This window comes from Solilutibacter tolerans (assembly GCF_900155935.1).
Classification (GTDB): Bacteria; Pseudomonadota; Gammaproteobacteria; order Xanthomonadales; family Xanthomonadaceae; genus Solilutibacter; species Solilutibacter tolerans.
In genome coordinates this window covers 393895-419332 of record NZ_FTLW01000001.1, presented here as the reverse complement: position 1 = coordinate 419332, position 25438 = coordinate 393895, and the positions used below count along the sequence as shown (strand labels likewise).

General features: G+C 62.4%; 19 protein-coding genes. 6 read left to right on the top strand and 13 right to left on the bottom strand.

Going from position 1 to position 25438, the window contains the following annotated elements; all coding sequences use genetic code 11:
* Window position 1: 1 nt before the first annotated feature.
* On the bottom strand, window positions 2-1339 hold the full coding sequence (locus tag BW989_RS02015; RefSeq protein ID WP_076584827.1) for a hypothetical protein: 1338 nt from the start codon (window positions 1337-1339) through the stop codon (window positions 2-4).
* Window positions 1340-1417: 78 nt separating this feature from the next.
* Between BW989_RS02015 and BW989_RS02010 the strand changes: the two genes are divergently transcribed.
* Both BW989_RS02010 and BW989_RS02005 read left to right on the top strand, forming a co-directional pair.
* Window positions 1418-2086 carry a DUF502 domain-containing protein gene (locus tag BW989_RS02010; protein WP_076584825.1) on the top strand — a complete coding sequence of 223 codons (669 nt, stop codon included), beginning with the start codon at window positions 1418-1420 and terminating at the stop codon, window positions 2084-2086.
* A 77-nt stretch (window positions 2087-2163) separates the two neighbouring features.
* On the top strand, window positions 2164-3990 hold the full coding sequence (locus BW989_RS02005) for a DUF885 domain-containing protein (protein ID WP_076584823.1): 1827 nt from the start codon (window positions 2164-2166) through the stop codon (window positions 3988-3990).
* 72 nt (window positions 3991-4062) lie between these two features.
* Here BW989_RS02005 and BW989_RS02000 read toward each other — a convergent pair whose 3' ends face one another.
* From BW989_RS02000 to BW989_RS01980, 5 genes are all read right to left on the bottom strand, one after another.
* Window positions 4063-5406 carry a DEAD/DEAH box helicase gene (locus BW989_RS02000; RefSeq protein ID WP_076584821.1) on the bottom strand — a complete coding sequence of 448 codons (1344 nt, stop codon included), beginning with the start codon at window positions 5404-5406 and terminating at the stop codon, window positions 4063-4065.
* Between the two features lie 259 nt (window positions 5407-5665).
* Window positions 5666-9241, bottom strand: a complete 3576-nt coding sequence (locus tag BW989_RS01995; protein WP_076584819.1) for an ABC transporter permease/M1 family aminopeptidase — start codon at window positions 9239-9241, stop codon at window positions 5666-5668.
* Between the two features lie 10 nt (window positions 9242-9251).
* On the bottom strand, window positions 9252-10145 hold the full coding sequence (locus BW989_RS01990) for an ABC transporter ATP-binding protein (RefSeq protein WP_076584817.1): 894 nt from the start codon (window positions 10143-10145) through the stop codon (window positions 9252-9254).
* A gap of 63 nt (window positions 10146-10208) precedes the next feature.
* Window positions 10209-10631 (bottom strand): DUF1801 domain-containing protein, encoded by a 423-nt coding sequence (locus BW989_RS01985; protein WP_076584816.1) that lies wholly within the window; start codon window positions 10629-10631, stop codon window positions 10209-10211.
* Between the two features lie 18 nt (window positions 10632-10649).
* Window positions 10650-12023, bottom strand: coding sequence for an MBL fold metallo-hydrolase RNA specificity domain-containing protein (locus BW989_RS01980; RefSeq protein ID WP_076584814.1), 1374 nt, complete (start codon window positions 12021-12023; stop codon window positions 10650-10652).
* Window positions 12024-12195: 172 nt separating this feature from the next.
* Between BW989_RS01980 and BW989_RS01975 the strand changes: the two genes are divergently transcribed.
* Window positions 12196-14277 carry a M13 family metallopeptidase gene (locus tag BW989_RS01975; protein WP_207551606.1) on the top strand — a complete coding sequence of 694 codons (2082 nt, stop codon included), beginning with the start codon at window positions 12196-12198 and terminating at the stop codon, window positions 14275-14277.
* A 155-nt stretch (window positions 14278-14432) separates the two neighbouring features.
* Window positions 14433-16448, top strand: a complete 2016-nt coding sequence (locus BW989_RS01970; RefSeq protein WP_076585278.1) for a M13-type metalloendopeptidase — start codon at window positions 14433-14435, stop codon at window positions 16446-16448.
* 78 nt (window positions 16449-16526) lie between these two features.
* Here BW989_RS01970 and BW989_RS01965 read toward each other — a convergent pair whose 3' ends face one another.
* The 4 genes from BW989_RS01965 to BW989_RS01950 are packed head-to-tail and all read right to left on the bottom strand — an operon-like array spanning window position 16527 to window position 19388.
* Window positions 16527-17177, bottom strand: coding sequence for a rhomboid family intramembrane serine protease (locus BW989_RS01965; protein ID WP_076584810.1), 651 nt, complete (start codon window positions 17175-17177; stop codon window positions 16527-16529).
* A gap of 60 nt (window positions 17178-17237) precedes the next feature.
* Window positions 17238-17579, bottom strand: a complete 342-nt coding sequence (locus BW989_RS01960) for an MGMT family protein (RefSeq protein WP_076584808.1) — start codon at window positions 17577-17579, stop codon at window positions 17238-17240.
* A 51-nt stretch (window positions 17580-17630) separates the two neighbouring features.
* The gene (locus tag BW989_RS01955; RefSeq protein ID WP_076584806.1) at window positions 17631-18749 is read right to left on the bottom strand and encodes an inorganic phosphate transporter; all 1119 of its coding nucleotides are present in this window, start codon (window positions 18747-18749) and stop codon (window positions 17631-17633) included.
* Between the two features lie 12 nt (window positions 18750-18761).
* The gene (locus BW989_RS01950) at window positions 18762-19388 is read right to left on the bottom strand and encodes a DUF47 domain-containing protein (RefSeq protein WP_076584805.1); all 627 of its coding nucleotides are present in this window, start codon (window positions 19386-19388) and stop codon (window positions 18762-18764) included.
* Between the two features lie 198 nt (window positions 19389-19586).
* Here BW989_RS01950 and BW989_RS01945 point away from each other — a divergent pair, with 198 nt between their 5' ends.
* Entirely contained in the window at window positions 19587-20897 is a 1311-nt protein-coding gene (locus tag BW989_RS01945; protein ID WP_076584804.1) for a hemolysin family protein, read from the top strand.
* Window positions 20887-21507, top strand: a complete 621-nt coding sequence (locus BW989_RS01940) for an exopolysaccharide biosynthesis protein (protein WP_076584803.1) — start codon at window positions 20887-20889, stop codon at window positions 21505-21507. The genes BW989_RS01945 and BW989_RS01940 overlap by 11 nt, the downstream gene beginning before the upstream one ends.
* A gap of 41 nt (window positions 21508-21548) precedes the next feature.
* Here the strand turns inward: BW989_RS01940 and BW989_RS01935 are convergent, their stop codons facing one another.
* The 3 genes from BW989_RS01935 to BW989_RS01925 form a co-directional block, all read right to left on the bottom strand.
* Entirely contained in the window at window positions 21549-23684 is a 2136-nt protein-coding gene (locus BW989_RS01935) for a putative bifunctional diguanylate cyclase/phosphodiesterase (protein WP_076585276.1), read from the bottom strand.
* Window positions 23684-24562, bottom strand: a complete 879-nt coding sequence (locus BW989_RS01930; RefSeq protein WP_076584802.1) for a phosphate/phosphite/phosphonate ABC transporter substrate-binding protein — start codon at window positions 24560-24562, stop codon at window positions 23684-23686. Before BW989_RS01930 ends, BW989_RS01935 begins: the two co-directional genes overlap by 1 nt.
* Window positions 24563-24660: 98 nt before the next feature.
* Window positions 24661-25434: an RNA methyltransferase gene (locus BW989_RS01925; protein WP_076584801.1), complete on the bottom strand. Its 774-nt coding sequence runs from the start codon at window positions 25432-25434 to the stop codon at window positions 24661-24663.
* Window positions 25435-25438: the final 4 nt, after the last annotated feature.

Sequence of the window (25438 nt, the reverse complement as noted above, 5' to 3'; positions counted from 1 at the left end):
GTCAGCGCGTGATCGCCGGGATACGCGTGCCCGGCAACGGCAAGACCATCTCTTCCTTCTTGTCCTGCAACCTGGGCAGGATGAGCGCGGTTTTATCCTCATTCAATCGAAGCGGATGTGCGGCGGCGCGATACTCGGCCGGCATCCTTGCCAAGGTCGCCGCAGGGTCGCTCAAGCCATCAGGCTGATTGCGCCACCAGGCCAGTGCGGCCAAGGCACGCTTCATCGCCAACCCATCGCGATGCCCCAGCTCGAAGCCTTGGTAGCCCGGCGCAGCAATGCGGGACAAGATGCAGCCGATTGCATTCGATACACACTGCAACCTGTACATCCCAGGCTCCTCTGCCTGGTCGGGCGTCTTGTCGGCAGCAAACGCGGCATTCGTCTCCTCGGCGCAATACTTTGCCATCGGCACCGCCGTCATCGCCTTGGTCATGTCTGCGTCGAAGAACACCTTTTGCTTGAACCCGTTCTTTCGTGACTCGATTTCCATCATCGATGCCATCGTCCGGCTGATGTGATTGAACTCACCCCGCATCGCCGCACACATGGAAATTTCCGCGGCAGCGGGTGGCGTCAACGCATCCCGACATTCCGCAGGCAGCGGCTGGTCAACAGGCATCTCCGCCAACATCTGCGCCAGCAATTTTCCGTAACCTTCCGCGCCATATCCGCGGGCCACGGCCCAGGCAATCAACATGTCGGTATTCGCGCCCAATGTCCGCCAATCCACCATCAGCTGACAGGTCGATGAAATCGCCGCTTCACGATCGCCCTGTGCAAAGCGCAGGGCAAGTTGGGTGGCAGGGGCATACACCGAGACGAAAGACGGAAGCGGCATATCCACACGGGGCGGGAACGGATTGCGCAGTTGATCAGCATGCGTGGCCAGCTCGGCGCGTGCGAACCACGCGGCATGTTGATCCACCCATTTTCCGAAGCCCGTCAAATCACCGCGCACCTTCGCAAGGCAGTCTTCGCTTGGCTTGCACAAGCGCACACGCGCAGCCTGATCGGGTTGATCGGACTGAAAGCGCCCAGCCGCGACCACGGTGGACACCGAAAATTTTCCATCAGGCGTCTGCAGGGGCGCATCGGCCACCCGCCGAACATCCTCCGCCATCACCGAATCCATTTCAGCTGCTGGCACGGGGTAATCCATCAGCCAGATCGCGGGATAGGCATTGCGGCCAGTGAACTGCACCGGCTCCGACATCGTCGCCAACGCCGCGCGCTCCATGCGGCTGGGACCGATCAGCTTCGACATTCCCCACACCAATGCGAGCACGAGCAGCGCGATGCCACCGCCGGCGAAGATCCCTCTGAACCACTTTTCCATGCACTCACTCGCTGATTGCTTGCCCAAGCCGAGTATTGCCGATGTCACTGCGCGGCGGCCACCGCATAGAATGCTCAAATGGCCACGCCCGCCCCCAAGTCCCGCCTTGCCCGCTTGTTCCTGACCGGCCTCCTGACCTTGCTGCCGCTCTGGCTGACCTGGGTCGTGGTGCGGTTCGTGTTCGTGATGCTCTCGGATGTCAGCCAGCCTTGGGCACAGCCGCTGCTTTCAAGCATCGCGGCGCAATGGCCGCAGACGCTCGGCTGGGTGGACGATCCCTGGGCGCGTTTCGCGATTGCGCTGGTCGGCACCATCCTCGTCATCCTTCTGGTCGGCATCCTCGCCACGCGCGTGGTCGGCCAGACCTTGCTGCGCTGGTTCGAAGCCCTCATCGCACGCATTCCGCTGGCGAACACCGTGTACGGCAGCGCACGCAAGCTGCTGGACATCCTGCAAACCTCGCCCGATGGCAGCCAGCGCGTGGTGTTGATCGATTTCCCGAATGCCGACATGAAAACACTGGGTTTCGTCACCAAGGTGGTGCGCGAAGTCGGCACCGGGCGCGAACTCGCTGCCGTCTATGTCCCGACCACGCCCAACCCGACGTCCGGCTATTTGGAAATCGTCCCGGTCGAGAAGCTGACGATGACCGACTGGACGGTGGACCAAGCGATGAGCTTCATCATCTCCGGCGGCGCGGTGTCGCCCGAGGAAATTCCGTTCTCGCCGGCACCGCGCGTCGACTGAGCGGCACCCAACTTCCGTCACTTGCCGCTCCCACCGCACTGACGGACACTCGGGGTTCACTCGCGAGGAATCCTGCCATGTCGTTGCGTCCATTGATCCTACCGTTAGCCGTTTCCCTCGCCTTGGCGAGTGCGGGCTGCGCCACCCTGCCCGCCTCTGAATCCGGCACCATGCCGTCGGCCTCGTCATCGACCGCACCGGCCACCGACAAGGCCGCGCAGCTGGACAAGCTCTACGCCGAGTACTGGGAAGAAGTGCTGAAGATGAATCCGGTGCAGGCCACGTTCCAGGGCGACAATCGCTACAACGACCAGATGCCGAATTTCTACACGAAGGCATTCCGCGACGAGGCCCGCGCCTTTACCCAGCGTTGGCTGTCGCGCGTCGAGGCCATCGGTCCCGACGGCTTGCAGGGCCAGGACCTCGTCAGTTACGAAATTTTCGTCAACGAAGCCAAGGACGGACTGGCGGGCGAACGTTTCCCCGGTTGGATGATGCCGGTCAACCAGATGGGCAGCATCGTCACGTATGCGGCCATGCTCGGTTCGGGTACGGGCGCGCAACCGTTCAAGACGGTGAAGGATTACGACAACTGGCTGGCCCGTGGCGGTCAGTTCCCGGTATTAGTGGATAGCGCCATCGACAACATGCGCGAAGGCATGAGGGCAGGCGTGGTGCAGCCGCGCGCGTTGATGGTGAAGGTGGTGCCGCAGATCGATGCCTTGCTCAAACCCAAGGCGGAAGACACCCTGTTTTGGGGGCCGATCCAATCGATGCCGGCGGATTTCAGCGCCGCCGACAAGGCCCGCCTGACGGATGCCTACCGCACGATGATCAATGGCGGGATGCTGCCTTCGTTCAAGAAACTGCGCGACTTCATCAACAACGAGTACCTGCCTGCCACGCGCCAGAGCGTTGGCATGGACAAGCTACCCGATGGCGCCGACTGGTACGCCTTCAACGTGCGCCAGACCACGACGACCAACCTCACGCCTGCCGAGATCCACCAGATCGGCCTGGACGAAGTCGCGCGCATCCATGGCGACATCCGCCAGGTGATGAAGGACGTCGGCTTCAAGGGATCGCTGCAGGAGTTCTTCACCTTCATGCGCACCGACAAGCGCTTTGAGTACGCATCGGAAGAAGAACTGCTCAAGCACTACCGCGGGCTGGAAGCAAAGATCGACCAGCGCGTGCGCGAGCAGTTTTCGCTGCTGCCGAAGGCGGGCTTCGAGATCCGTCCGGTCGAGGCCTACCGCGCCAAATCCGCGGCCGGTGGCTCCTACCAAGGCCCGAGCGAAGACGGCACGCGCCCCGGCATCTTCTACGTCAACACTTATGACTTGCCGACGCGCAAGCGTTGGGATGCCGAAGATCTGTATCTGCACGAAGCCGTGCCCGGCCACCATTTCCAGATCGCCCTGCAACAGGAATTGAAGGGCCTGCCGGCCTTCCGTCGCTTCGGTGGACAAACGGCCTACATCGAAGGCTGGGGCCTGTACGCGGAATCCCTCGGCAAGGCGCTGGGTGTCTACACCGACCCGTACGATTACTTTGGCTACAAGCAGAACGAACTCTGGCGCGCGATTCGCCTGGTCACGGACACCGGTCTGCACAGCAAGAACTGGACACGCGAGCAAGTGATCAAGTACATGCTCGACAACTCCGCCGAAAGCGAAACGCAGGCAACCGCCGAAGCCGAGCGCTACATCGCCTGGCCGGGGCAGGCGCTCGCTTACAAGATTGGCGAGTTGAAGATGCAGGAGCTGAAAAAGCGTGCGCAGGCGAAGCTGGGCGAACGCTTCGACCCGCGCGAATTCCATGCCGAAGTGTTGAAGGATGGTTCGCTGCCGCTCGACGTGCTGGAAGCGAAGATCGACCGCTGGATCGCATCGAAAGGCTGAGATTCGACATCCCCCTGAAAAGAAAACGCCGGCAGAAGCCGGCGTTTTTTGTGGCGCGATGCTGCGTGCCGATCAAGCCGAGGCGGCCGGACGCGGACGACGACGCTGCGCTGGCTTCGGGCCGGCATGCGCCTTGGCACCGGCGGCCTGAGGCTTGCCGTGCGGACGATGCGCCGGCTTCGCGCCGCCGGGCTTGCGCGGCGTCTGCTGGCCACCACGCGAATTGCCCTGCGAACGACGACCGCCATTCGACGGCATCGGCACATCGAGACGCAGCTGGCGGCCCAGCTCAAAGCCCTTCACGTTTTCGATGGTGATGTCGGCCTTGAGCAGGCGCTGGATCTGGCGCAGCAATGCGCCTTCTTCCGGCGAGACCAGCGACAGCGCTTCGCCGTCCATGCCATTGCGACCGGTGCGACCGATGCGATGCACGTAGTCTTCCGCCACCATCGGCAAGTCATGGTTGATCACCAGCGGCAGCGCCGGGATGTCGAGGCCACGCGCGGCCACGTCGGTCGCGACCAGGATGCGAGTGCGACCCGACTTGAACGCATCCAATGCCTTCTGGCGCGCGGCTTGGCTCTTGTTGCCGTGGATGGCGAGCGCCGGCAAACCGGCGGCTTCCAGCTGCTCGGCCAGACGGTTACAGCCATGTTTGGTCTTGCCGAAGATCAGGACGCGGTCGGTATGGCGCTCGGCCAGGATTTCAACCAAGAGATCACGCTTCTTCTTCGAATCGACCGGGTGCACGCGGTGCACGATGGTGTCGGCGATGGCGTTTTGCGTGGCTACCTGCACTTCTTGCGGATTGCGCAGGTAATCCAGCGCCAACGCCTTGATGCGCGGCTCGAACGTGGCCGAGAACATCAACGACTGACGGTTGGCCGGCAGGCGATTGAGGATGCGCTTCATCGCGGGCAAGAAGCCCATGTCCAACATGCGGTCGGCTTCGTCCATCACCAACACCTCGATCGCGTCGAGCTTGGCAGTGCCGCGCTCCATGTGGTCAAGCAAACGGCCCGGGCACGCGACCAGCACGTCCACGCCGCGATGCAGGGCATCGATCTGCGGCTGCATGCCGACGCCGCCAAACAGCATCGTCACGTTGAGGCGCAAATGACGCGCATAGATTTTCAGGTTGTCGGCGACCTGCACGGCGAGTTCGCGCGTGGGTACCAACACCAGCGCGCGCGGCTTGCGCGGCCCCTTGGGCGGGGTCTGCTTGGCCAGGCGCTGCAGCATCGGCAAACCAAACGCGGCAGTCTTGCCGGTGCCGGTCTGGGCAGCGCCGAGCAGGTCATGGCCAGCAAGCACGAGCGGAATGGCCTGCTGCTGGATCGGGGTCGGGGTGTCGTAGCCGGCATCAGCCAGCGCACGCAACACGGCGGGCGAAAGCCCGAGGGTTTCGAACGTCATTGGGAACTCCAAGGTAACGAGTCACCGCATCCCAAAATGGGATGCAGGGCTTACCCGGAGCTTTCCATGCCGCGCTGCGAGTAACGGGGTGACACCAAGGCCGGAAGGCCGGGTGTGCCAGCGCAACGAAAGACGTGCGGGAGAGGCCGATGGCCGAGAAGGCCAAGAGCGGGCTGCCGTGGAAAACGGACCGGCCGTGCGCTGATGGCGGGCATTGTACAGGGTTTCCCCCATTCATGTGCCCGCCACCCCGGCGCGCTCAGCGCAGCGTCACCTTCTTCCGATTGTCCGAAGACACCCGGTCGATCAGCTTGTTATAGGGGTCGAAGCCGGCTTCGATCGGCAGCGCGTCCACCGTGACCGTCAGCTCCGGATTGGCCTGAGTGATGTGGTGACGCTTGAGGTACAGCACGCGCTGGTCCCTTTCCTTGTCGGTCTTGCCTTTGGCAAACACGCCGATGTCCACCCAATCATCCAGCTGGCCGGCGGTTTCCTTGCCCTGCCCGTCCGCGTAACGCTTGTCGGCATGCAGCTTCAGGGTGACGTCGTATTGGCCATCGGGGCGCTTCTTCGCCGTCGCCTCTACCACCCGGTTGTCATAGAAGCTGATTTTCTCGAACAGGTCGGTGATGAGTTGCTGCTGCGCAGGCGTGGCCTCGGCGCGAATTTCCTTGAGGAAGTCGAGCGTGGTCGGATACGGCACCGCCCCGAACTTGTGCTTGTCGAGGAAGCGCTTGATGGCGCGATTGAGCTTGGCTTCGCCCAGCTCGTCACGCAGTCGGTAGAAGACCAGCGAGCCCTTCTCGTAATGGATGTATTGCTGGTTTTCGACGCGGTACAGCGGCTGTTCTTCCAGACGTTCCGCGCCACGTGCGCCAAGGTAACGATCCAGCTCGTACTTCAGGAACTGACGCATGTTGTCGCGGCCGTATTCCTTCTCCATCACCATCAACGCGGAATACTGCGCGAGGGATTCGGACATTACGGTCGCGCCCTGCACATCTGCGCCGATCACCTGATGCGCCCACCACTGGTGCGCGATTTCATGCGCGGTGATGTAGAAGACGTAGTCGACTTCGTTGCGGTCACGAACGTCGGCGATGAAGCCCACCGACTCCGAGTACGGGATGGTGTTGGCGAAGGCCTGCGCGAAACTAGCATAGCGCGGGAACTCGATGATGCGCACTTGACGATGCTGGTAGGGGCCGAAGTTCGCTTCGTAATACGCCAGCGACTTCTGCACGGCTTCGATCATCCTATCCACGTTGTAGCCATGGCGCGGGTCGAAATAGACCTCGATCGGGATGTCCTTGTACGTGCCACGCTTGACCTGCCAACGCGCGGAAAGATACGCGTAGAAATCCAGCATCGGCTGGTCCATCTCGTAGCTGAAGCAACGACGACCCTCGCGCTTGAACTCGCGCTTGAGGTAGCCCGGCGCCAACGCGACTTGGTCGGGCGCGGTGCAAATGGTGGTGGCAAAGTCGATCCAGTCGGCGTCGTCGGTCAGATAATTACGCTGGCGGGCGGAGACATCCTCCAGCTTCGCCATGCGACGCGGTTCGCCCAAGCCCCGCTTGCGTCGCTCGTTCTTGTCCTGCAGCTCGTCGCCCGGGTCGTAACCGAATTGTGGGAACAAGCGGCTATTGAAGAAACTGCCATTTTCGACCAGCTGCGTCTGCGCCGTCGCATTGGTGATGCCGCGCGGGTGGTAGTTGACACGGAAGCGCATCTCGCGCTCCTCGCCCGGCTGCATGGGTTTGTCGAGGCGATAGATGCGGTAGTTGAGCGCTTTGTCATCCAGCTTCAGCACCTGGCCGCCGAAGTCGATCGATACCAAATCGCGGAAATCACCCATCTGCACGTGGATGTCGCTGATCGGCGTGGCATGCGGGTTGACGATGCGCCAGCGACCTTCGGCCTGCATGGATTGCTTCTCTGGCCACAGATCGACATCGACATTCGATGACAGCACCTTCGGCTGCGGCAGGTTTTCGTACTTGCGGAAGTCGCGCTCGTAGCGCTCCTGCAAGTCTTCGACATCATCCGATGAGCGATACTCGTTGAGCACATTGGTGTTCCAGTACAACCAGCCACCAATCGCCGCAAAAAGCGCGAATGCCGAGACAGTAGCAATACCCAGTGGGCCGCGCAGGCGCTCTCCAGCTACGCGTAGCCGTTGGCGCAAGCCCCCATCTACACCACGCACCCAGAAAGCGGCAGCCAACAACAACAAGGCACCCATGAACACCAGCCAGTAACCCTGGAATGCGAACTGACCACGCAGGAAATGACCAAACCCGTTCATGTCCGACCAAGGTGCATTCGGCCAGCTACCGAAGTTGTAGAGGTTGTGTTCGAAGCCGAGCGCGCCGAAGGCGGCCTGCGCGATCAACACCAACACGATCACCCCGTAACCGGCGAACTTGTTGTTGGTGATTACCTGCGCGGCGAAGGCCAGCCCACCCATCAGCACGAAGGGCACGCAGCCAGTGAGAAGGATCTTGGCCCAGGTCAGCGGCTCCAACGCGATGTGCCCTTTCGCCAGCTGCATCAGCATCCCAGCCAACATGCCGATGGATTGGAACAGCACGATGACGCACAGCAACGCCAGCAATTTCGACAGCATCGGCATCCAGTTGGGCACCGGCATCGCGTCAGTGACGTCCTGCATCTTGGCCTGGCGCTCCTTGAAGACCAGTTCGCCTGCGTAGAACAGCACGACGATGATCAACAGGAAGCTGTAGCTGTTCTGCAGCAGCGAGGCCATCGCGGAGCTGACCGGATGGATGGCGGTGCCGTACATCGACTGCATGTTGGTGCTGGAGCCGATGAAATTCGCCAAGCCGAACAACAACATCACGATGAGCGGAATGCCCTTCATCACGCTCGATACATCGAAACGCAATTGCTTCCACAACTGGCTGAGGCCGGTCGATGGGCGGAAGCTCGGTTGCACGCGCGGGAGCGGCTTCGCCGGCAAAGCCACCATCGGGACGTGCGCCCGCTTGCGCTTGCGCCAGCCACGACCACTGCCGGTGCGCTCGGTGCGGAACAACGCGAACACGGCGCCGGCCAACAAGACCGAAACACCCAGCCACAAGGCACGATTACCCAGCAGATAGCCCGTAAGTGGCGGCAATAGCGTGTTGCGCTCGGCTGCCGACCAATAGCGAATGGTGCGGCCGAACGCGCGAATGCCCAGCGGCTCCATGAGCGAGACCAACCAGACGTTGTCGACATTCGACAACAGCCCCTGCGATACCGCCCACAACGTGATGAAACCCAGCACGCCGATGTACACCCACAGGATGGAGCGCGTGACGACGGCCAACAACGCCAGCAACATGCCGGTGAACAGCAGGTTGGGCAACACCATGACCGCCAGCGACCACATGTAAGGACCGAGCGATTTAGGCCCGAGCTGCGACGCATCGATCCACGGCATGAACTGCGCCACGTACATCGCGAACGCCAGCAGCACGTAGATCGCGAAGGAGGCCGCCAGCACCGCACCCAATCGGCCGGCCAGGTACTGGCGCGGCTTGATCGGCGTGGAGAAATAAAGCTCGGCAGTGTTCTGGTCGAAGTCGCGCAGTAATGCGGCACTGACCAACATGGTCACCATCAACAAGCCGAACAGTGTCAGCGTTGTCATGGCGGCCACGATCGCCGTCGGTGCGTTCCTATGGATGTTGCCCATGCCGCCGATCAGCGATGCCGCCTCGAGCGACATCAAAGCGAAGCCCAGCAGCGGGAACAACACGGCGACGATCCAGAACAGCGGCGAGCGGAACTGTTCGCGCAATTCGAAGCGGAAGATCTCGGTGATCATCGGTCGCGCCTCAGGCTGCCATCTGCTGCTGGCGCAGCTTGAGGAAGTAGACGTCCTCCAGACCCGGATCGACCAACTCGAAGCCTTGGTCCGGGCGATCCTTGGCGAACACGTGGATCACCGGCATGCCGGCCACCAGGCGTGTCGAGAGCACATTGAACTGACCGCGATGCGCTTCCAGTTGGCTCTTGTCGATGCGCTTCTTCCAGATGCATTGATCCAATTCGGCAATCGCATCCGCCGGACTACCGGTCAGGAGCACCTGGCCGCGATTCATGATGGCCATCGACTGGCACAGGTCGGTGACGTCCTCGACGATATGCGTGGACAGGATCACGGCCACGCTTTCGCCAATCTCCGCCAGCAGGTTGAGGAAGCGGTTGCGCTCCTCCGGGTCCAGGCCCGCCGTCGGCTCATCGACGATCACCAATCGCGGCGCACCCAGCAAGGCTTGCGCGATGCCGAAGCGTTGGCGCATGCCGCCGGAGAACGTGCCCAGCTTGCGCTTGCGCGCATCCCACAGGTTCACCTGCTGCAGCAGGGACTCCACCATCTCGCGACGCGGGCCGCGCGCGCTCAGTCCCTTCAGCACGGCGAAATGATCCAGCAGGTCAATCGCGCTGACCTTCGGATACACACCAAAGTCCTGCGGCAGATAGCCCAGTTGGCGACGCACCGCATCCTTGTCGCGCAGCATGTCGATCTGCCCGCCGCTGCCGTCCTCCATCGAGGCCGTGCCGCTGTCCGGCGCCTGCAAGGTGGCCAGGGTACGCATCAACGAGGATTTGCCCGCACCGTTCGGCCCCAGCAGCCCAAACATGCCGCGCGGGATGTCGAGGCTCACCCCATCAAGGGCGCGCACGCCGTTGGCATAGGTCTTGGTCAGGTTCTGCAATTTCAGCATGGCGATTCCCCAGTGGATGTCGCCACGCTACCGGGCTGCATCGAGCTGCGCCCGGGCCGAAAGTCACTCCGTCTTGCGGATGCGCTGCGGTGCCATCGCCCGCACGCCTGCCGCGACGATCTTGGCCAACACTTTCATGTCGATGTCGGCAAGACGCTTGATATAGAGACAGGACTTGCCAGTGGTGTGCTTGCCGAGCTTGGACATCAGGTCTTCCTGCTGATCAAAGCCGGGCATCACGTAGACGGTCAGCGCTTGCTTGCGCGGCGAGAAACCGGTGATCGGCCATTCGTAGCGCTTGCCGTCACTACGCTTGTATGCGTAGCGACCATAACCGACGATATTTCCCCACATCACCGCGTCCTCGCCGGTGGCCTTGCGCATCAGCGAGTCCAGCGCCGCGCATTCCTCGCGCCGCGCCTCGGGTTGTTGGGCGATGAAGTCATCCAGTGATTGCGCTGTGGGTCGGGTCTTGGGTTCGCTCATCACGGCTCTCCAGTGACATCACACTTGCAAGGTCATTCCGGGCTGGGCGAGTTCGGCTTCGATGCCGTGACGCTCATGGATTTCGCCTGCCAGCGCTTCACGCGCGGTGTCTTCGCCATGCACCAGCACCACCGGCGGCGATGGTTGGAAGGCGCCATACCAAGCGAGCAGGCCTCGTTGATCGGTGTGCGCGGACAACCCACCCACGGTGTGACGTTGTGCATTGACGCGATAGTCGCGGCCGTGGATGCGTACCCACTTGGCGCCATCCACCAATCGACGACCGAGCGTGCCTTGCGCCTGATAGCCCACAAACACGACGTGCGCTTGCCGACGACCGAGGTTGTGCTTGAGGTGATGCAGGATGCGGCCACCACTGGCCATGCCGTTGCCGGCGATGATGATCGCGCCACCCTCGATGCGATTGATCGCCATGGATTCGTCCGGCGATTCGGTCACGTGCAAATTGGGCAGGCGAAACGGATTGGGCGTGCCGCGCCAGACGGCTTGCGCATCGGCATCGAACAAGTCGTGGTGATGGTCGTAGACCTTGACGACTTTCCCCGCCATCGGGCTGTCGAGAAAGATCTGCCATCGCGACATCTGCCACTCATCCCAGTGGCGCGCAAACCAATACAGCAGCTCCTGCGTGCGGCCCACGGCGAAGGCCGGGATCAGCACGTTGCCTTTCTCCCGCCAGGCCTCATCCAGGATGCCGCCGAGCTCGCGAATGGTCTCGGCGCGATCACGGTGGTTGCGATCGCCGTAGGTCGATTCCATCAAGACCAGGTCGGCTTGCTCGACGCTTTCCGGGTCTCGCAGGATGGGCGTGCCTTTCGGGCCCAAGTCGCCGGAGAACACCAGCTTCCTTCCATCGCCAAACACTTCGACGATGGACGAGCCGAGGATGTGGCCGGCATCGCGGAAGTAGATCTCGATGCCCGGCAATATTTCGGTGCGCGCGTGGTAGGGCAGCGGCTTCACCAGCTCGAGCGCGGTTTGCACATCTTCACGTGTGTAGAGCGGGACCATCTCCGGCTCATGCGGCTTGCGCTTGCGGTTGTGGCGCTCGGCCTCGGATTCCTGCAGGGAGGCGGAATCGAGCAACATGATCGGCAAGAGTTCCGCCGTCGCCTCCTGCGCCCAGATCGGCCCGCGAAAACCGCGCGCGACCAACAGCGGCACGCGGCCTACATGATCGATATGCGCGTGCGACAACACCAGGGCGTCCAGCGTCGAAGGATCACAAGGGAACTCGGCCTGGTTGAGTGCTTCGGCTTCGACCGTGCCTTGGATCATCCCGCAGTCCAGCATGACCTGCTTGCCGGCCGCCTCGACCAAGTGCATGGAACCCGTGACCATCCCGGCCGCACCGTGGAAATGCACTTGCATCGTGTCGCCTCACCCTTCTTGACAAGGCCGAAACCGTAGCACGGCATCCGTATGAAGCATGACTTTCGACACCCATGCAGAGGCAGACACCGGCTTAAAGTGCCGGGTTCACGCCCGCGCCGCGGGCCGACTGAACAGGATCCACGCAATGCGCAAGACTGCCCTTCCCCGCCTGACCCTGGCCCTGGCCGTGGCCACCGTGTTGACCGCCTGCCCGCAGAAGCAGGAAGCCGCATCGACCGCCACGCCAGCTGCGACGCCCGCAGCCGAATCCGGCTACAAGCTGGATGAATCCAAGCTGCCGGCGATGAACAGCTTCAAGGCTGCCGACATCGACGCCAACGGCAATGCCTGCACCAACTTTGGCGACTACATCAACAAGAACTGGCTGGCCGCCAACCCGATCCCGGGCGACCGCACCAGCTGGGGCGCGTTCGAGATGCTGGATGAGCGCTCGACCGCCGTGCAGCACCAGCTGGCCGAACAAGCCGCCGCGATGAAGAACGCCACCGGCATCGACAAGATCATCGGTGACCTGTACGCCACCGGCATGGATCAGGCCAAGATCGATGCGCAGGGCATCAAGCCGATCGAAGCGGATCTGGCTGAAATCGACAAGCTGACCGACACCGCCACCATCGCCGAATACCTGCGCCAGACGTATGCGAAGGGCGAAGGCATGTTGTTCGGCTTCGGTCCGGAAGCCGACTTCAAGAATTCCAAGATGAACATCGCCTACGCCGCGCAGGGCGGCCTGGGCCTGCCCGACAAGGGCTATTACTTCGACGCCGACAAGAAGGCCAAGCTTGAGGCCTACCAGCAGCACGTCGCCAAGGTGCTGGAGCTCTCCGGCACGCCGGCCGCCGATGCCGCCAAGCAGGCCGCGGATGTCGTCGCGTTCGAGACGCGCCTGGCCAAGGCGTCGAAGTCCAGCGAAGAGCTCTCGCGCGACGTCTCGCTGTACTACAACCCGGTCAGCGTGGCCGATGCCGACAAGATCTCGCCCAATTTCCCGTGGTCCAAGTTCTTTGAATCGCAAGGCCTCGCCAAGCCAGAGATGTTCTCGCTGGCCATCCCCGCCTTCCACGCCGAGCTGAGCAAAATGCTGGCCGACGTGCCGGCCGATCAGTGGAAGAGCTACCTGCGCTTCCATATGGTCGATGGTGCATCGCCCTACCTGTCTGATGCCTTCGTGCAGGAGAACTTCAACTTCTACGGCAAGGCGCTGCGCGGCCAGAAGGAAAACAAGGAACGCTGGAAGCGCGTGCTGGGCACGATCGAAAACCAGGCTGGCGAAGCCTTCGGCCAAGCCTACGTCAAGGTCGCCTTCCCGGCCGACTCCAAGGCGCGCATGGAAACGCTGGTTAAAAACCTGCGCGAGGCCTTCAAGGTGCGCATCGAGAATCTGGCCTGGATGTCGGACGACACCAAGAAGAAGGCGCTCGAGAAGATGGCCGCCTTCACCCCGAAGATCGGCTATCCGGACAAGTGGCGTGACTGGTCGGGCCTGACCACCAGCCGTGACAGCTACATCGGCAACGTGCTGGCGGCGAACGCGTTCAACTACAAGTGGGGCCTGTCGAAGATCGGCAAGCCGGTCGACCGCAGCGAATGGGGCATGAGCCCGCAGACGGTCAACGCCTATTACAACCCGCTGCAGAACGAGATCGTGTTCCCGGCCGCCATCCTGCAGCCGCCGTTCTTCGACGGCAAGACGGATGACGCGCTCAACTACGGCGGCATCGGCGCGGTGATCGGCCACGAGATGACCCATGGCTTCGATGACCAGGGCAGCCGCTTCGGCCCGAACGGCAACTTCGAGAACTGGTGGAGTGAGGCCGATGCCAATGGCTTCAAGTCGCTGACCAACAAGCTGGTGCAGCAGTTCAACGACTACGAAGCCGCGCCGGGCAAGCACGTCAACGGCAAGCTGACCTTGGGCGAGAACATCGCCGACCTGGGTGGCCTCGCCATCGCTTATGACGCCTATCAGCGCTCGTTGGGTGGCAAGCCTGCCAATGCCGTGGAAGGCTTGTCTGGTGACCAGCGCTTCTATGCCAACTGGGCCACGGTGTGGCGTCGCAACTTCACCCCGGACGAGTTGGCCGTACGCCTGACCACCGACTCGCACGCACCGGCCAACTTCCGCGCCATCGGTGCGCCGAGCAACCTGCCGACCTTTGCTGCTGCCTTCAGCTGCAAGACCGGCGACAAGATGGTGCGCAGCGGCGATGACCAGATCGTGATCTGGTAAGACCCGGCATTACCTGCGTCACCTTGGAAGCCCGGCCCAGCGCCGGGCTTTCGCTTGTACGCACACTCACTATCGACTGTCCCGTTCACAAAGCTGCGTGTCTAGGGCGACGCCGGCTTGTTAGACTCCACCAGATTTCCCACACGGATTGCATGATGTCTCGAGCCAAGCCGCTTGCCCTCGCCTTGTTGGTGGCCCTGACCGCCACTGCGACTGCCCCCGATGCCTTCGCGCAGAAGAAGAAATCGACGAAGAAGGCCAAGGCGCCTGCCGTCAGTGCCGAATGCAGCGACTTCTACAGTGCGACCAACGATGCTTGGTTGAGCTCGGTGCAAGCCCCCGCTGGCACGGCGACGATCACCGCACTCGGCACCCTGCGCGCGCAGAGCGAGCAGCAACAGCGTGATTTGCTGGATGCCGCGATGGCCGCGCCTCAGCACAACGTGCAAAAGCTGCTGGGCGATTTCTGGGCCAGTGGCCTGGACCAGGCCGCGGTCGAAGCCGATGGCGCCAACTCCATCGCACCGCTCCTGACCCGCATCAACGGCATCCGCCGCGGCAAGGACGTGCCGGCCGCGATCGCCGCGCTGCACCAGGTCGGTATCCCGGTGGTGTTCAATTTTGGCGCAGACGTCGACCTGAACGACCTCAACCGCCACATCGGTTACTTCGGCCAAGGTGGCACCGCCCTGCCCGATCCTGCCTTCTATACCCGTCAGGACGCCGACACCCAGGCGCTGATGAAGCGCTACCGCAATTACGTCGGCAAGATCCTCACCCTGACCGGCACGCCGGCCAGCAAGCTGGAGGCCGAAACGCAATCCGTGCTTGACCTCGAGACTCGCATCGCCACCGCATCGCGTCCGCTTTCCGCCTTGCGCGACCCGCGCGGCAACTATGCGCAGGTGCCGATTGCCGATCTCAAGAAGCAATATCGCAACCTGCAGCTTGCCGAATTCCTCCAGGTACAGGGCGTGCAGGATGATGTCGTGTCGATCGCCAACCCGGCGCTGTTCCAGCAACTGGACGGTTTGATCGGCGGCATCAAGGCCGATCAGTGGAAGTCCTACCTGCGCTATCAGGTCGGCGTGGCCATGGCTCCGTACCTGTCAAAGAGCTTCCGCGAGGCCGATTTCGAGTTCAACGGACGCGTCCTGATGGGCCTGACCGATCCGCTACCGTGGTGGCGGCAGACACTGGATGCGATCAACCTGGCCGCTGGCCCGATGTTGGGCCGCGAATACGCGGAACGCCATCTGCCCGCAGCAACGCGTTCACGTGCCGGAACCGTCGCCGGTGAAATCCGTGATGCGCTGGTTGCCGCCATCGATGCGAACACCTGGATGAGCGAAGCCGCCAAGACCGAGGCACGTGCCAAGCTGGCCAAGACTGCTATCGAGATCGGCACACCGTCGCGCGACCTGGACTACACGGTGCAGCCGATGGGACGCGGCAGCTTCGGCAGCAACATGCTGATCGCGTCGACCTGGCGCCATCGCGAGGAAATGCGCCGCATCGGCCGCAACAACGCAGAGCGCCGCTGGGACGTCCTGCCGCAGGAGCCGGCACTGGCTTACGACATCGCCCACAACCGCCTGATCATCACCGCCGCCGTGTTGCAGGCGCCCGTGCTCGACATGACCAAGGACATGGCCTCGCATTACGGCAGCTTTGGCGCATTGGTCGGCCATGAGCTCACCCACGCCGTCGATGATCGTGGCCGGATGATCGATGCCAACAATCAGGTCCGCGACTGGTGGACCCCGACCGACGTCGCCGCGTGGAACGGCTTGCTGTCTCGCACCGGCAGCCAGTTCGACGCCTTGGCCTATCCCAAGCTCAACGGCGCCAAGGTCAATGGCCGTCTGGTCCGCGACCAAGCCCTTGGCGACATCGCGGGCATGGATCTGGCGGAAACCGCGATGGCCAAGGCCATGCGCGGCGCCAACACCGACAACCGCAAGGCCTTCTACGAGGCTTGGGCACGCCTGTGGGCGCAGCAAATGAGCGTGGAAGCCGCGACCTATCTGTCCACCTCGGCCGGCCAGCCGCCAGGACAGTGGCGCAGCAATGCCACGCTGGCCAACCAGCCGGGCTTCGCGTTGGCCTACAAGTGCAAGGTGCCGGGCCCGATGGCCCTGCCCGACGCGAGCCGAGTCAAGGTCTGGTAATCAGGCCCCGGGGATACGAAAACGGCGCATCTTCCGATGCGCCGTTTTTATTTGGGGATGTTGCTTCGACCAGACAGCTCAGACGCTGCGCAGGTGGCGCTTGCGTTTGCCCCTGCCGCCAAACGGCGGTTGGCCGCGCCAGTAACGAATCATCAGCCAGCCGGTCAGCATCCCGCCCAAGTGGGCGAAATGCGCGATACCCGGCATCGTATTGGTCACACCAGCGAACAAGGCAAACAAGCCGACCAGCACCACCGCGATCTTCGCCGGGATGAAGAAAGGGATGGGGAAGATCATCACCTTCTGCTGCGGGAACAACAGGCCATAACCCAGCACCAGCCCCAGCACGCCACCCGATGCACCGACGGTCGGATAGGCCGCGCCACCTTGGCTCACCATCCACCAACCTACCGCCAGCTGGCACAGGCCTGCACCAATCACGCAGGCCAAGTAGTACTGCAGGAAACGCTTCGGTCCCCAGACATGCTCCAACGGCGCGCCAAACATGAAAAGCACCAGCATGTTGAACAGCAAATGCATCAGACCGCCGTGCATGAAGCCATAGGTCAACAGCTGCCAAGGCATGAACGACTGGGCACCGGATTGATCGCCCAAGGGCCACAACATGAAGGGGCTCATGCGCATCTCGCCGAGCAACCATTGCATCAGGAAGACAGCGGCGTTGGCGATCAGCAGGGCGCGGGTTACCGGGGGAAGGCGCTGGAACATGTGGACTCCATCAGGGATGGCCATGATAGCGGCCTCGCACTTCCACGCAGGATGAAATCCTCAGCGCGGCGGCCCCCACACCAACTCATCGACATCCGCAGCCGGCTTCGCGCCCCGTACGCGGCCTGCAGTCACCGTCAACCCCTCCGCCCGCAAACGCTCGACCTGGGTGTTGAAGCCGCTTGATCCGGCCGGCAACGCAATCCGCCCATCACTGCGCAGCACGCGGTGCCACGGCAGGTCGGGGTCATTATTCTCAGACAGCACCTTGGCGGCCAGGCGCGCCCGCCCCGGTAGTCCGGCCCGGCGCGCCACTTCGCCATAACCCAACACCTGCCCGCGCGGAATACGCCGCACGACTTGCAGGATGCGTTCTCGCGGATCGACTGGTGGCTTCTTCATCCGCCACAGCCTTGGCGTTTGGGCGGCGAGCGTCAAGCCCGCCGGCAAGGATCAGGCCCAGCCCATCTTCTGAGCCAGCCACAGCAAGCCATAGGCGACACCGCCGGCGGCCGGGATGGTCAGAATCCACGCCCACAGGATGCGCTCGATCACGGTGAACTTGAGCGCCTTCGGGTTCTTGGCGTAGCCCACGCCCATGATCGCCGTGGAGATGCTGTGGGTGGTCGACACCGGCATGCCGAAATGCGCAGCCGTGGTCAGGATGGTGGCCGATGCGGTTTCCGCAGCAAAACCATTGATGGGATGCAGCTTCACCATCTTGTGGCCGAGGGTCTTGATGATCTTCCAGCCACCCGCCGCGGTACCCATCGCCATGACAATCGCGCAGGTGATCACGATCCAGGTCGCGATGTCCGCATCGCTGCCCGCCGGATGCAGGAACGATGCCCAAGCCGGCAAGTCGTTCAACGACCCATTCGCCTCTGCCGCAAACAACGTCAGCGCGATGATGCCCATCGTCTTCTGCGCATCGTTGTGGCCATGCGCGTAGCCCATGTACGCAGCCGAGAAGATCTGCGCCTTGCCGAAGAAGGCATTGACCCAGCGCGGCCGCGCCAGTCGGGCCAGCACGCCGCCTGCTTTGGCCATGGCGGCGATCAATGCCCACAGCAGCACCATGATCAACATGCCCAGCAGGAAGCCCGCGACGGGTGAGGTCACCATCGGCAACACCACCTTCCAGAGCAGGCCCTTGTTCTTGGTCCAGTCGCCGACGGTCTCGGACCAGATCAGCGCATTGGGGTTGTTGTGGGCAGCGGCCAGCGCCGCACCACACAAGCCGCCGATCAGCGCGTGCGATGACGAAGATGGCAGTCCCTTCCACCAGGTGATCAGGTTCCAGATGATGCCGCCCAGCAGCGCACACAGGATCACCTGCGAGGTCACTTCGACGACATTCGTGTCGATCAAGCCACTGGCGATTGTCTTGGCCACCGCAGTGCCCATCAGCGCGCCGACAAGGTTCATGATCGCGGCCAGCATCACCGCCTTCATCGGCGAAAGCACCTTGGTCGCCACGACCGTGGCGATGGAGTTGGCGGTGTCGTGGAAACCGTTGATGAACTCAAAGATCAACGCAGCCAGGATCACCAGCAGCACGAGGGTGAGCATGGGCGGCCCCCGTCAGCTGTTCTTGAGGACGATTTGGTACGCCACCACGCCCGCCTCACGGCAGCGATCGATGGCCTTCTCCAGGATCTCGAAAAACTCTTTCAACAGGAACATGTCGGCAGCATCCATGCGGCCCGAGTAGATCTCGCGGTGCAGCTCAAGAATGAGACGATCCGCCTCGGTCTCGATCGAGCGCAGGCGCTCGTTGAGCTTGCTCATCGGCTCAAGGCGCATGTGGCGAAGCTCTTTCACCATCTCCACCACGACGCCCGCGGCCTGCTCCAGCATGGCGGCACGCGGGGCGAAGTCGATGCCGTCCAAGCGGTGCTTGGCCAGCGCAAAGCGGTCGGCGAAGCGCTCGACCTGCTTGGGGATCTTGTACAGCGCGCTGCCGAGCGACTCGATGTCCTCGCGCTCGATCGGGGTGATGAAGTTGTCCACCAACGCGTGGTTGATCTTGTCCGATGCCGTGCGCTCACGCTGGCGGGCCAGCTTGAACGCGTCCAGCCCGTGGTAATTCTCGGGCGACTTCAGCATCTCGTAGAGCGCCTCGGTGCTGTCGTGTGCGGCCACGGCGGCCTCGTCCAGCAGGTCGTAGAACTGTTTGCCGGAACCGAAGATCGTCTGCAGTGAGAACATGGTGTCTGACTCGGTGAACGCCCGTTGCGTCCGCCTATTATGACGGATAGATGACGGCGTGAGCGGGCCGTCATGACCCGGCCCGGCCCACTGCTATGATGCCGATCGCATAAAACCCGACTCCCATGGACGACGAACCTCACCCGTGCAGGCGCCCTTCGCGCCGCGATTCCCTGACCTCCGGCCTGCGGACGCACCATGCTTGAGCTTGTCATCGTCGTCGCTCTGATCGCGCTCAACGGCTTCTTCGCCTTGTCGGAGATGGCGCTGGTCACCTCGCGCAAGATCCGTCTGAAGCAAATGGCCGAAACGTCGAAAGGCGCCGCCAAGGCCCTGGCGTTGGCCGAGCATCCGGACAACCTGCTGTCCACGGTACAGATCGGCATCACCCTGATTGGCGTGTTGACCGGCGTGTTCGGTGGCGAGGCCATCGGCCAGCAGATCGCCGCCTGGCTGGCCGATGTCTGGCCGAATGCACGCGAATATGCCCGTCCGGTGGGCATCGGCACCGCGGTGACCTTGATCACAGCCGGCTCGGTGATCTTCGGCGAACTCATCCCCAAGCGCCTCGCACTGACCAACCCGGAAGCCATCGCCGCCACCGTTGCGATTCCACTCAGCGCGCTGGCGACTGCCGCCAAGCCCGTCGTGATGGCCCTCGGCGCGATCAACCGCGGCGTGCTGCGCATTCTTGGCATCAAGGACGACGCGCGCGGCGCGATCACCGAAGAAGAGATCCACATGCTGGTGACGGAAAGTCACGAGCAAGGCGTCATCGACGATGACGAGCGCAACATGATGAATCGCGTCATGCGCCTGGGCGATCGCGATGCCGAAAGCTTGATGACGCCGCGAATGCGCATCACCTGGCTGGATGTCGAGTCCGACTTCGAGGAAAACTTGGCGACGATGCGCGAGACGCCGTTCTCGCGCTACCCGGTGTATCGCGGCAACGACCAGAACGTGCTGGGCGTGTTGGAAGTCAAATCCCTGCTGCACGATCTGGACCAGACCCGCCTCGACCTGTTCCGCGATCTGCGCGAAGCGGTGTTCGTATCCGAGTCCACCCACGCGATGAAGCTCCTCGAGATCTTCCGCGAAGAGCAGCAGTCGCTGGCGATGGTCGTCGACGAGTATGGCGACATCACCGGCATGGTCACCATCAATGACGTCATGGGCGCCGTGCTGGGCCGCCTGCAAACCAGCGAAAATCCGGACAAGGAGCCGATGGTCGTGCAGCGCGAGGATGGCTCACTCTTGGTCGATGGCAGCCTGCCAGTCGATGATCTGCGCGAAGTACTGGGCACGCCGCGCCTGCCTGACGAAGACGAACACGATTACCACACCGCCGCCGGCATGCTGATCGCACAATTCGGGCGCATCCCTCACGTCGGTGAAAGTTTCGAATGGGCGGGCTGGCGCATCGAGGTCGTCGACCTGGACGGGCCGCGCATCGACAAACTGCTGTTGGTGCGTCTGAACGCTGGAACACCAGCCGATGACGAGTGAGTCGGAACGCGGCACCAGCACCCGCGCGCTGCTCGATGAACTGGCCGAGGGCGATCCGAAAGATTTGCTTGCGTTAGGCGAATTGCTTGACGGCCTGGGTCAGCGCGGCTTTGGCGTGTTGCTCTTCCTTGCTATTCCGCCTTCGTTTTTCCCGGGCGTGGCCGCGGTCATTGGCAGTCCGGTGATCATCCTGGTCGGTCTGCACCTGCTCTTCCTGCGCCAACATGTGTGGCTGCCGAAATTTCTCGCAAAGCGTGGCCCGCATCGCGAGTTGATCATTCGCTTCGAACGTCGTTTCGACCCATGGCTCAAGCGTCTGGAGCGATGGGTGCGTCCGCGCTGGGAGTGGCTGGTCGATCATCCACTGGCGAGCATCTACACCGGTTTGTTGCTGGTGCTGCTGGGTTTCCTGCTGGCGCTGCCGATCCCGTTCACCAACGTCGTGTTCGCACTGCTCTTGCTGCTGGTATCGCTGGCCTTGCTGGAAGGCGATGGCCGGCTGCTGCTCGTCTCATGGCTCACGGGCAGCATCGCGGTGCTGGTTTACGGCGTGCTGTCCGGCGAGTTGGCCCGGCGTTCGGCCTGGTGGATCGATCATTTCCTGCTGTGAATTCCAGCGCCGAACAAGCAGGTGGGCGATGTCGGCAAAGATCAGCGCAATAGTTTGAGGAAGGATTGCTGGTCCATCGGCTTGCCCAACAAATAGCCTTGGCCGAGGTCGCATCCGGTTTCGCGCAGCAATTCGTATTGACCTTGCTCTTCGATGCCTTCGGCGATCACCACGATGCCGAGCGATTGCGCCATGCCGATGATCGCGCGCGTCAGTGCACGGTCATCGGCATCATGCAAGATGTCGGAGACGAAGGTGCGATCGATCTTGACACCATCCACCGGCAATCGACGCAAATGACTGAGCCCCGAGAACCCGGTACCGAAGTCATCCAGCCATAGCTTGACGCCGGCATCGCGCAGACGACGCATCAGGCCGCGACTGTCGATCGCATCATCCAGCACCACGGTTTCCGTCAACTCAAGATGCAAACCTTCCGGTGACATCCCGGTGGATTTGAGGATCTCGCCGACTTGCTCGGGCAACCAGGCATCGCGCAACTGGCGCACCGACAAGTTCACCGACACAAACAGATCCGTGTACTTGGGCGCCACAGCGCGCCAACGCATCGCGTCGATACAGGCCTTGCGAATCACGTGCGGGCCGAGCTGCTCGATCAGGCCGGTTTCCTCGGCCACCGCAATGAACACCGAAGGCGCGACCACGCCGTATTCGGGATGCTGCCAGCGCAGCAGCGCCTCTGCACCGACGATCTGACGATCGCTCATGCGGAACACAGGCTGGTAGTACATCGTCAGCTCATCGCGCTCCCACGCCGTGCGGAGCTCCTTTTCCATCCGCACGCGGCGCTCGACCACCTGCTCCATGCTGGGGTGATAAAAGCGATAACAATGCTTGCCGGCCGTCTTCGCCTGGTACATGGCGATGTCACCGTTCTTGATCAGCGTAACCGCACTCGCTGCATCACTCGGGAACAAGGTAATACCGATTGATGCGCCCAAAAAGACATGCTCGCTTTCGTCGATCTGAATCGGCTTGGCCAATTCCGTCACCAACGATTGCGCCAACTTGGCCGCGGTGCTTGAGACGCCACGCACACCCGCTTCGCGCGACTCCACCAGGATCACGAACTCATCGCCACCGAAACGGGACAACTCCGCATTTCGCAAATCGTTCTGCGCGACCAATTTGCGGATACGGCTGGAGACTTCCACCAATACCCGGTCGCCCGTCTCGTGTCCCAGGGTGTCATTGACCCGCTTGAAGTCGTCCAAGTCGATGAACAACAAAGCCAAGGCATCATCCTCGCCCTGGGTTTGCAAACGCTGGTCGAGGCGCTCGCGGAAATCACGACGATTTGGCAATCGCGTCAACGCATCGGTGAAGGCGATCTCACGAATTTCGCTGTCATGCGCGCGCACGCTGGAGCTCATCCTGGCAAACGCACGCTCAAGCTCACCCACCTCATCGGTGCGACGTGAACCTTGCACGTCGATGTCGTAATGGCCGGCTTCGATTTCCTGTGCATAGCGCGACAAACGCAGGATCGGCCCAACCAAACGACGCTGCACGGCCAGCGCGCTTGCCACTGCAAGCAACATCATCAAGCCGACCAGGATGTAGATTGGCAGGCGGTTGCGGCTGGCAACCTCACCGACTTTCCGATCCAATTCAGCAATGCTGCGCGCTTCGGTGTCACGAGCGGATGCAAGCGAGTATCCGATGCGCACACCACCCAACTGCTGGTCACCAACGCGGATCGGCGCAGCAACATCAAGCACTCTGGGCGTCAACTGGATGATGCTGTCCTTGGCGGCCACGGCCTTGGCCGCCAGCGGATCCTGCATCAGCTGGCCATAGGTCGATATTTCCCCACTGCCATCATGCAGAACGCGCCCTTCAAGGTCATAGACCAGGACGTATTCCACGTCCGGCTCACGCTTGGCGCTATTGGCGAGATCGCCGATGTTCTCCAGATCAAAGTAGTAGACCGGATTGGTGAGCGCTTCACTCAGTTGCACGATGCGGCTCTGTGCACGGTTGCGCACGCGCTCCTGAATCATCTGCTGCATCGCGGTCCGACTGAACTCCGTAACCTCGCTATGCATCTGCGCTTGGCGTTGCATCAACAGTGCAACCAACAAGGCCACGGCACTCAGCAAGATGGCAAGCATCACCAATAGTTGGCCCTGCACACCCAGCCGCGGCAAACGCATCACTCGACGTCCTTCCGCACCCGCGTCACTGCGGCGTCGATGTAGTCAAGCTCACGACGCATTTGCGCATCGATGGGTTCGAATCCCGTTGTGCCGAAAAATGCCTCCAGCGCCTTGTTTGCGGCCGGGTCATCTTCCGCATCCAACAGCACTTGCTTCAAACGTTCGCGCACCGCCGGCTTCATCTTCTGGCTCACCAGCTCCATCGCGCGCGGGAATTGCGCACTCACATGCAGCGGGCGTAGCTCCTGGCGGTAGTTCAGCGGCACACGTGCCGGGTCACGCCAATCCAGGTCGCTCATCACGCCGACATCGACCAAACCCTTCACGACCCAGGTCGCGATGTTACGCTCGGTGCGCGCGAACACGTATCCGACCGCGTCATCATTCGGGCGATCCATCGGCGATATAAGGATTTCGAGGCGCATGCCTCGCGAAAGCAATTCGTAAGCCGGGACGTAATACGCGCTGGTCGAGGCCGGGTTCTGGAAGGCGATGCTGCCGCCGCGCAAATCGGTCAAAGAATTGATCTTGCTATCGCGCCGCACGAAAAACATGGCCGCGTAACTGGACGCGCCGCTACGGTCCGTGCGCAGCAAGGGCACGGCGCTCGCGCGCTGGCGCAACAGGATGCCGCTGGCCGCGGTTTCGGTCACCCAATCAACACGACCGCTACGCAGGTAACTGGCCATCTGGCGGTCGTTTTTCGCCATCAGAATGCGGCCTTGCGTGATGCCGACATCCTTCATGCGCGGCACCACGTAATCGAGCAGGGGCTTGAGACGTTGGTAGTGGGATTTCGGATCGTCACTGATCTGGCCAAGCACCAACGTGTCCGCGTCGGCTTGCGCCACCGGGGGCATCAAGTACATCAGCATGCACAACGCTGAAGCGCGGAACAATCCGGACACGGACGCTCAATTACGGGCGGGAAGCAGCTCGCAGACTACCGGAAAGCCCGGGGCTGCGCACAGGCTCACGGGCCGGGCTCGTTCGCCAGCCGAGCCATGCGTTGCGCATCTGCTAATACACCGCGCATCAGGCGCACCTCCCGTGCATTCATCTCGGCGCGGAGAAAGATGCGCCGCAATTTACGCTCCGCGGACTCGGGCGTGCGCCCCTTGTGGAAATCGATGGCTTCCAAGGTGTCTGACAATTGGGTGAAGAAGCCCTCCAACTCCGCATGGGAGGCCGGTGGCTCAATGGGCTCGTCGACCGGCATAACCGGGCGTTCGGCAGCATCCAACAATGCCACCCGGGCCTCGTAAGCCAACACCTGCACCGCTGCAGCCAGGTTCAGCGAACTGAACTCGGGGTCAGACGGGATGTGCACAGCAGCATGGCAGAGCTGTAATTCGTGGTTGTCCAGGCCCGTGCGCTCGCGCCCGAATACCAAGGCGACATCGCCCTGGGCCGTCGCGGCTTTGACTGCGCGCGCGGCGGCATCGCGTGGTGACAGCTCCTCCAAAGCGATTCTTCGGCTGCGGGCCGTGCAACCCAGCACCAGCCGACAATCGGCTACCGCATCTTCCAGTGTGGGGAAGACTGGGGCATCGAAGACCAGCGCCTCTGCGCCGGCGGCCATTGAAGTGGTGTCGAGATTGGGCGCCTTCTCCGGGGCCACCAGCACCATCCGGGTCAAGCCCATCGTGCGCATGGCGCGGGCAGCAGACCCCAAGTTGCCGGGATGCTGGGTACCGACCAGGACGATGCGGATGCGGTCGGCGATTGAAACAGGGACATGGCTCATCCTG

Bases quoted from the DNA above. Each gene is read 5' to 3' on its own strand.
- BW989_RS01945 (WP_076584804.1), top strand. From the start codon at position 19,587: ATGCTTGAGCTTGTCATCGTCGTCGCTCTGATCGCGCTCAACGGCTTC.
- BW989_RS01995 (WP_076584819.1), bottom strand. From the start codon at position 9,241: ATGATCACCGAGATCTTCCGCTTCGAATTGCGCGAACAGTTCCGCTCG.
- BW989_RS01965 (WP_076584810.1), bottom strand. From the start codon at position 17,177: ATGTTCCAGCGCCTTCCCCCGGTAACCCGCGCCCTGCTGATCGCCAAC.
- BW989_RS01990 (WP_076584817.1), bottom strand. From the start codon at position 10,145: ATGCTGAAATTGCAGAACCTGACCAAGACCTATGCCAACGGCGTGCGC.
- BW989_RS01955 (WP_076584806.1), bottom strand. From the start codon at position 18,749: ATGCTCACCCTCGTGCTGCTGGTGATCCTGGCTGCGTTGATCTTTGAG.
- BW989_RS02015 (WP_076584827.1), bottom strand. From the start codon at position 1,339: ATGGAAAAGTGGTTCAGAGGGATCTTCGCCGGCGGTGGCATCGCGCTG.
- BW989_RS01950 (WP_076584805.1), bottom strand. From the start codon at position 19,388: ATGTTCTCACTGCAGACGATCTTCGGTTCCGGCAAACAGTTCTACGAC.
- BW989_RS01930 (WP_076584802.1), bottom strand. From the start codon at position 24,562: ATGCTGATGTACTTGATGCCCCCGGTGGCGCAAGCCGACGCGGACACG.
- BW989_RS01980 (WP_076584814.1), bottom strand. From the start codon at position 12,023: ATGCAAGTGCATTTCCACGGTGCGGCCGGGATGGTCACGGGTTCCATG.
- BW989_RS01925 (WP_076584801.1), bottom strand. From the start codon at position 25,434: ATGAGCCATGTCCCTGTTTCAATCGCCGACCGCATCCGCATCGTCCTG.
- BW989_RS02005 (WP_076584823.1), top strand. From the start codon at position 2,164: ATGTCGTTGCGTCCATTGATCCTACCGTTAGCCGTTTCCCTCGCCTTG.
- BW989_RS01940 (WP_076584803.1), top strand. From the start codon at position 20,887: ATGACGAGTGAGTCGGAACGCGGCACCAGCACCCGCGCGCTGCTCGAT.
- BW989_RS01935 (WP_076585276.1), bottom strand. From the start codon at position 23,684: ATGCGTTTGCCGCGGCTGGGTGTGCAGGGCCAACTATTGGTGATGCTT.
- BW989_RS02010 (WP_076584825.1), top strand. From the start codon at position 1,418: ATGGCCACGCCCGCCCCCAAGTCCCGCCTTGCCCGCTTGTTCCTGACC.
- BW989_RS02000 (WP_076584821.1), bottom strand. From the start codon at position 5,406: ATGACGTTCGAAACCCTCGGGCTTTCGCCCGCCGTGTTGCGTGCGCTG.
- BW989_RS01985 (WP_076584816.1), bottom strand. From the start codon at position 10,631: ATGAGCGAACCCAAGACCCGACCCACAGCGCAATCACTGGATGACTTC.
- BW989_RS01960 (WP_076584808.1), bottom strand. From the start codon at position 17,579: ATGAAGAAGCCACCAGTCGATCCGCGAGAACGCATCCTGCAAGTCGTG.
- BW989_RS01970 (WP_076585278.1), top strand. From the start codon at position 14,433: ATGTCTCGAGCCAAGCCGCTTGCCCTCGCCTTGTTGGTGGCCCTGACC.